The organism is Cypionkella sp. (assembly GCF_034376685.1).
In the GTDB taxonomy this organism is placed as follows: domain Bacteria; phylum Pseudomonadota; class Alphaproteobacteria; order Rhodobacterales; family Rhodobacteraceae; genus Cypionkella.
Window position 1 is genome coordinate 1 of the sequence record NZ_JAXMJJ010000090.1, and the last position, 4,449, is coordinate 4,449.

5 protein-coding genes, 2 tRNA genes and 1 pseudogene are annotated in these 4,449 nt (G+C 59.8%); 4 read left to right on the top strand and 4 right to left on the bottom strand.

Annotation, left to right across the window (positions count from 1 at the left end; genetic code table 11):
- Positions 1-189, bottom strand: a pseudogene (locus U1A24_RS16880) (DDE-type integrase/transposase/recombinase); the annotation flags it as partial.
- Positions 190-613: 424 nt separating this feature from the next.
- Between U1A24_RS16880 and U1A24_RS16885 the strand changes: the two are divergent.
- The 4 genes from U1A24_RS16885 to U1A24_RS16900 all read left to right on the top strand — a co-directional run bounded on the left by U1A24_RS16885 (position 614) and on the right by U1A24_RS16900 (position 2,602).
- Positions 614-802, top strand: a complete 189-nt coding sequence (locus tag U1A24_RS16885; RefSeq protein WP_322323153.1) for a hypothetical protein — start codon at positions 614-616, stop codon at positions 800-802.
- Positions 799-1,182 (top strand): DUF3768 domain-containing protein, encoded by a 384-nt coding sequence (locus U1A24_RS16890; protein WP_322323154.1) that lies wholly within the window; start codon positions 799-801, stop codon positions 1,180-1,182. Before U1A24_RS16885 ends, U1A24_RS16890 begins: the two co-directional genes overlap by 4 nt.
- Positions 1,183-1,266: 84 nt before the next feature.
- Positions 1,267-1,731: a helix-turn-helix domain-containing protein gene (locus tag U1A24_RS16895; RefSeq protein ID WP_322323155.1), complete on the top strand. Its 465-nt coding sequence runs from the start codon at positions 1,267-1,269 to the stop codon at positions 1,729-1,731.
- A gap of 94 nt (positions 1,732-1,825) precedes the next feature.
- Positions 1,826-2,602: a hypothetical protein gene (locus U1A24_RS16900; RefSeq protein WP_322323156.1), complete on the top strand. Its 777-nt coding sequence runs from the start codon at positions 1,826-1,828 to the stop codon at positions 2,600-2,602.
- A gap of 219 nt (positions 2,603-2,821) precedes the next feature.
- Here U1A24_RS16900 and U1A24_RS16905 read toward each other — a convergent pair whose 3' ends face one another.
- The 3 genes from U1A24_RS16905 to U1A24_RS16915 form a co-directional block, all read right to left on the bottom strand.
- Complete coding sequence (locus U1A24_RS16905) at positions 2,822-4,048, bottom strand: tyrosine-type recombinase/integrase (RefSeq protein ID WP_322323157.1); 1,227 nt, start codon at positions 4,046-4,048, stop codon at positions 2,822-2,824.
- A 161-nt stretch (positions 4,049-4,209) separates the two neighbouring features.
- A tRNA-Thr gene (locus U1A24_RS16910) sits at positions 4,210-4,285 on the bottom strand.
- A gap of 50 nt (positions 4,286-4,335) precedes the next feature.
- A tRNA-Cys gene (locus U1A24_RS16915) sits at positions 4,336-4,409 on the bottom strand.
- Positions 4,410-4,449 lie beyond the last annotated feature (40 nt).

Consider the following 4,449-nt stretch of genomic DNA (forward strand, 5'->3'; position numbering starts at 1 on the left):
TGGCCACTTCTGCCGCCAGATCAGTTCTGCTTTCAAGGATTTGAAGAACGTCTCGACGGCTGAGTTGTCGTAGCAATTACCCTTGCCGCTCATTGATGGCCGCAGGCCGTAGGCCTGCAGCTTCTTCTGATAATCGCAGGAACAATACTGGCTGCCGCGGTCGGAATGGAACATGCAACCAGGCGGCGGGTTTACGATCACAACCCGCTACCCCGGCCTGTCTGGGATAGGCTGCGTAGCGCATTCAAGATCACCCTGCAGGGCTCGACGGACTTGCCTCTCTCATTGCCGGACGCCCGCTGGGCCACTTGGCCCGCGCGCAGGGCGTCCGGCGGCTTCGCGCCGCGCAAGGGCGCCGTTCTTGTGCGGATCGCTGCGGCGATCCTTTTGGGGAACGCCAAGGGCTTTGCCCTCTCGTTCCCAAACCCCAATCGTCACCCCCGTGTGGCGGCCAAAGCCCGGCCAAATCGTGCTGCGCACGAAGGCCATTCTAAATGCCCGCTGGCCCGCTCCAGGGCATCGATTGGGATTTTCCCTCCCCCTCCCATCCTCGCCGGAAGGCAGAGCCGCATGCCGCGTGACGGATGCGGCTTTGCCGGATGGAGTTTGGACCATGGGTGACCTGATCTTGAGTTACCGCGCATGCGGGGCCGAGTGCCGGGAGGACTGGCTGCGCATGCTGGCGCATGACAACGGCTTGCCGCTGGTGGCGGTGCAGCAACTGGCGGACGAGCTGGGCGAGCGCGAGGATTTCGGCGAGTTGGTTCGTCTTTGTGAGTGTGGCGGGAGCCTTGCGTCATGAGCGGCGCGGTGCTGACGCGGGCCGAGCGGATTGCGCGGCTCAATGATCTGGCGCGCCGCGCCATGGGCATTGCCTGTGTGGTGGTTGCGACCGAGGGTATTCGTGCCTTGCCCGAGGCCGACCAGTCGCGCCTGCGCGAGCTGGTCGAAACCTTCGATGCCTTCACACCCGACAATGATCCCTATGGCGAGCGCGACTTCGGCGCGATTTATCGGGGGGCGGACGGGGTCTGGTCGGCCTTGCGGCCGGTTGATGTTGCGGTGACCGTGTTCTGGAAGATCGATGCCTATGACCGCGCGTTGCGGTTCGGTAGCGAGGACCCTGCCGATCCCGCCGTGACCCGGCGGGTGCTGACTATCATGCTGGCAAGCGAGTATTGAGGTCGAGGGTTATGAGGCCAAAATGCATTTATTGCGTTTAGAGCATATAGTGCATATATGGCCTGAGAGAACAAGGAGGATCCCATGACCATGCTCGCCCACCGCCAGATGCCGCCCTCCGCGCAGGATGCAGCCATTGCGCGCGCTTCTGGCCAGCTTCTGTCCCGCTTTGCACGCCGCAAGCGGCCCTTGACGCTGCGCGTCCGCGATGCAGACCATGACGAACCCCTTGAGCTTCCCACGGGCGCAGTCGAACTGCTGATGGATATTCTGGAGGCCATGGCCGCCGGGCGGGGCGTCACCCTCATTCCGGAGAACGCCGAACTGACCACTGTTCAGGCGGCCGAGATTCTGAATGTGTCGCGGCCCTTCCTGATCCGGCTCCTCGGCGAGGGTCAGATCCCGCACCGCAAGGTCGGCAAGCATCGCCGCATCCGCATGGAAGACGTCATGGCCTACAAGGCCAGGATCGACAGCGACCGTGAAGCCGTGCTCGACCAGCTTGCCGCCGAAGCCCAGGAACTGGACATGGGCTATAGCCGCCCGTGAGCCAATACACGGCCCTGCTCGACGCGAATGTCCTCTAGTCGAGCATTCCAACTCGGCGGTAATCAAAGCCTGCTTTGAAGGTGCAGCGGAGTCCGTGCGCGGTTGGGCCAATCAGTTTCTTCAGCTTCCGGATCAGAAACTTCGTCGTATCTACAATTTTGGCCTTGTTGTTGCCCAAGTGCTATCTAGCAAGGATTCTGATCTCGCCGACAAGCTGTTCCGTCGCCTCGAAGGTGCTGATTCCTTTGTGAGAACTGTCTACGGGATCGCGTCCGTTCCACTGGAAGCCCTTTCCGTTTGGAATAGTGCGGACAATGATCAAATGGATCGCCTTCGATTTCAGCGGCTTGATCATGCAGCGACGGATCAGGCCCTGTCAGTTGAGATCATCGCTGCGTACATGGCTGGAAAGGGTGGATTCCTCAGACGGTATGCGCGGGATCGGATTGGTCGGGAAGAACCTGTCAAAGTTGCGCGTGGCCTCATGGTCTTTGGCTTGGGCATTGAGACGGAGGAGGCGACCCAGGTGTTAAGCGATCATGTATCGCAAGAAGGCTTGATTGGCGCTGCCGCCAAAGCTGCATTGTATGCTTACGAACGCAATCGCTGGGCGCAGCATTGGTTTGCTCGGATGTGTGCGGCGCAGGATGGTGAAGAGTTTTGGCGCTATAGCGGCCTGTTCTTGAAGATCGTCGATGCCCGCTATGAGCTCTGGGGTAAGGAGGTTCCGCACACCGGCGATGCTGCTGAACACTACCTTTATAGCATTCGGAGCAAGATTGAACGGCGGATCAAGAAGTGGCAGGTCGAACGCGAAAAGAAGCTCTTTGGCTACAAGGCCCCTGGCTCAATTTTCGTCACTTTGCATTAGGTGGCCGCTCCTACCCCGGATGAACGAAAGGCAGTTTTTGGGATTACAATCAGGTGGGCTGAACGGCGGCAATTGGAGCGCATAGCTGACCGTCCGCTCAAATCGGCCCGATCGGCAGATTCTGTCTGCAACGGACGTTTATAGTGGCAGTTGGGACCGACCGGCTGTGGGTCGACAGCCGACGGGAGGGCGGCGAGGCGGGTTGAGCCTGCTACTGCGTCAGCGGCCCGCCCGCCTTCGGATGGGGATCACCTCGGCTCCAATCCGCAGTTCGTCCAGATAATCGCTCCACCATTGAGCCATCGCGACACGTTCGTCCCAATGCTGCCCACGCGCGTAGGCCCCTCTGACGGCATTACTGTGGCCATGCGCAAGCGCTCGCTCGATCGCATCCGGGAGCCACTTCCCGCTTTCGTTGAGCAAGGTGCTGGCAGTTGCCCTGAAGCCGTGGGCAGTGACCACATCCTTCCCAAGGCCCATCCGACGATAGGCAAGGTTCATGGCATTCTCGCACATGGGCTTGCGATGCGAGCGCTCACCAGGGAACATGAATTCCATCCAGCCTGTGTTTTCGCGTAGTTGCTTGAGAAGCGAAAGTGACTGCCGCGACAGCGGAACGCTGTGAGGCCGCCTAAGCTTGGTGCGTTCTTCGGGTATCCGCCAAATGGCTTCGTCAAAATCGACCTCTGGCCATTTTCCGAAGCGCAGCTCACCTGGCCTGAGGAATACATGGGGCAAGAGCTGCATAGCAATCTTGACGATCACTCCGCCGCCATAGTCATCGATAGTGCAGAGAACCTCTCCCAGCTTTTTCGGATCGAGCACCGCCGCATGGTGGGTGACCTGGGGTGTCGCCAAGGCACCTCCGAGCAGCGCGGCAGGATCATGCTTGCACAAGGCCATCGCGACGCCGTGCCGAAACACTCGGCTGGCAAATGCGCGCGTTCTGATTGCCGTCTCGCGTTTCCCGGCACGCTCGATCTTCTTGAGAACGGCTAGAAGTTCGGCGGGTTCGATCGCGTCAATCGGACGCGGGCCAATCGCAGGGGTCAGGTGAGAAAGAAACCAGCGCGCCTTCTCGATTGTCGCCTCGGCCTTTCCGCTGGCGACAAACCTTACATTGATGAAATCCTCGGCAACCGACTGAAAACTGTTGTCTGCGGAAAGCCGCGCCTTGATCTTTTCCATTTTACGGTTGTGCGAGGGATCTTCTCCCGCCCTGATCATGCGGCGGGCCTCCTCACACTTTTCCCTTGCTTCGGCGAGCCGCACTTCAGGGAATGGACCGAGCGCCATGCGTTTCTCGGAGCCGAGGAATCGGTATTTGAAGTACCAGAGTTTAGAGCCGTTTGGCCGGACCTCGATATACAGCCCTCTGCCATCGAATTTTCGATAGGGACGATTGGCGGGTTGAAATGCCGGTATCTGGGTGACTTTCAGGGTCATGGGGCAACGCCTTCTTTCTGGTCGCTGTGCCCCCGAATCGTTGCCCCCAAAGCTGTGGGATTTGGGGGCATCTAGTGGAACAAAGCGAGACATCGGCTCCGGCCACTATGGCTCGAAACCCGCAGAAAATCAACGTTTTGATACGTTATGGGAAGGGAGGCTGGTGCCGCTTACGTGACTCGAACACGTGACCCCATCATTACGAATGATGTGCTCTACCAACTGAGCTAAAGCGGCATCTGCGCGTGCTGCCCTAATTGCGGGGGGCAATGCGCGCAATGCAAAGGTGGAGGCCCGAGCCGGAATCGAACCGGCGTGCAAGGATTTGCAGTCCTCTGCGTAACCACTCCGCCATCGGGCCGAGCCATCCGGGGCATGCGTCCCGAACAGAGCGCGCGCAC